Genomic DNA, 2385 nt, shown 5'->3' with positions numbered 1-2385 from the left:
GTTCCGACCTGGGCGATGACCACAAAGAATACTACGCTGGTGAGAACGCGCTGAAAGCGGGCGGTGCGAAAAACACCTCCAACCAGTTCAGCTAAGCTGGACTAACTGGAGCTGAGTACCCAAGCTGAACCGGGTACGCCCTCCTGACAAAAAGGCGACCCCTTGCTGAAGGCGTCGCCTTTTTTGTACCCGATTAATAGTTACCGGAAAATCAGCGAAAGAACCGTGAGACTTTTTACGTTAAAATTCCAAACGGTTTTCTACTGCAATTGAATTAAGTGATTTAGATATGACTGACACACCTGCTTTTCTAAACGATGCTAACGATCTGTTAACCGAAAAAGGCTTCACTACCGGCAATACCTGGTACCACGGCACTTCATCTGCACTGGTTGACTCCATCAAAGAGCAGGGCTTGAAGCGCTCCGGTGATAAAGCGCTAAAAGCGGCTGCCAAAAAGACTATGGCAACGATCGGAAATAGCTACACAGAAACAATTGAACCGGTGTTTCTAACCCAGAGCAAAGCGTTAGCGTATTACTGGGCACAACAGACCGTAAGAAACCGCAGTGTACGTATCGAAGGTGACGAGCAACCCGTTGTTTTTGCAGTCACTCTTCCGGAAGATCTCAACACTAAGGTAAAACCCGATGTAGGCGCTGCCAGCTTGCTACTGGTTAAAGAGGGTGAGCACTTCTTAGCCCATCTCGCAGCAATCTATCAGGAAAATGGCTTCACTGTTCCGGAAATCAATTTGCAGAAAGCGGACCGTATGGAATATCTGGATAAACTGGGCATGGCCTACTTTGATGCAGATATTGAAGCATCCCACGTAGAATTAGTGACTGACTAATCTACACATTTTCTGATAAAGGGTGCCAAGGCACCCTTTTTTGTGACCGAATTCACACTTCAAGCGTGATGCATTAAGAGTGTTTTCATATCTCTTGGGTGCAACAATATCCAATCAAAATACACCCAAAAAACCAATTTCATCCTTAAGACTCACCTTGACTGACCACTTGTAGCTCCTCTCCGTTTCAAGAGATGAGCTAACACTGGTTGCCGGCTCATTTAATTTCTCTTTAGCTTATCGGCTTGTCTTAGTATGAGCCTTGTCTGCCAACTGCAAAATCCAACCAATTAACGACGGATAATAGACTTCTAAGCAAGCAACAGTTAAGCCAGTTTTAGCAATCAATTGGTACCAATTAAGCACAAATATTGTGCACTTGCGTAATCGTTAATTTGTTACCAAACCCACTCTCAGAAACTCGTTAGTACAATACAACATCCCTTATATACGTAACATTTCGTTTACGTTTACATAACAAGGTAGGTATTGATCTATTTGTCACACTGGCTTCGCATCCAACACCGCGTCTAAAACGCAAAGCGCAGACCTAAATCCACCTATAACCTATTGAATTACATTACTTTTAAATAAAATGTAGTAGGAAAATTGTAAGAATATTTGGATATATGTGTTGCATTTTTTATAACCTAAATTCTTGTAAACTAGATAAAACACAGGCTAGACTAAAGTATGTTCGACTTATGAACCATTCCCTTAAAAGCCCGTATTCAAGGGCTTTTACGCCGTTTTATACAACTCAGAGCTTGTAGTGATTTTACATATTTCTTATCACTCAAAATGTAGTCAAACTACAGCTTTGCTGCTTCGCACAAATGAGCATTGACGCTCCGTTTCAGGACACGCATTATTCACTTCAACAACGCCACATCATCTATTTTTGAATAGTCGTACTGGCAAAGAAATTCGTTTTAAAACGGATTTCTTATAAGAACTGAGTCAAGGGAATTGGAAGGAGCTTCGGCTCCGACCCTATAACTATAATCACCACCTAACAGGTCAAACTGTAGAGGATTTACCATGTCTACATTGAACAAAGACATCGATAGCATCGCTACCCTGAAAGAAAAAGCAGGTAGCCCATGGGATGCGATCAACCCAGAATCTGCGGCACGCATGCGTGCTCAGAACAAATTCAAAACTGGCCTGGATATCGCTAAGTACACTGCCGGTATCATGCGCCGTGACATGGCTGAATTCGACAAAGACAAAACCAAGTACACCCAGTCCCTGGGCTGCTGGCACGGTTTTGTTGGTCAGCAGAAGCTGATCTCCATCAAGAAACACTTCGGTTCTACTGAACGTCGCTACCTGTACCTGTCCGGCTGGATGGTTGCTGCACTGCGCTCTGACTTCGGTCCTCTGCCAGACCAGTCCATGCACGAGAAAACTGCCGTAGCATCTCTGGTTGAAGAGCTGTACACCTTCCTGCGTCAGGCGGATGCACGTGAACTGGGCGGTCTGTTCCGCGAACTGGATAAAGCACGCGAAGCAGGCGATGCAGCGAAAGA

At 44.4% G+C, this 2385-nt stretch carries 1 protein-coding gene and 1 pseudogene; both read left to right on the top strand.

Features of this window, described 5'->3' with window-relative positions:
* Positions 1-289 precede the first annotated feature (289 nt).
* On the top strand, positions 290-853 hold the full coding sequence (locus QKW35_RS21140; RefSeq protein ID WP_282356358.1) for a hypothetical protein: 564 nt from the start codon (positions 290-292) through the stop codon (positions 851-853).
* 1041 nt (positions 854-1894) lie between these two features.
* A pseudogene (locus tag QKW35_RS21135) lies at positions 1895-2385 on the top strand (isocitrate lyase); the annotation flags it as partial.

The organism is Pontibacterium granulatum (assembly GCF_029961155.1).
In the GTDB taxonomy this organism is placed as follows: domain Bacteria; phylum Pseudomonadota; class Gammaproteobacteria; order Pseudomonadales; family Balneatricaceae; genus Pontibacterium; species Pontibacterium granulatum.
Note: the sequence above shows the minus strand (reverse complement) of the source record. Positions and strands in the feature narration are given on the sequence as shown.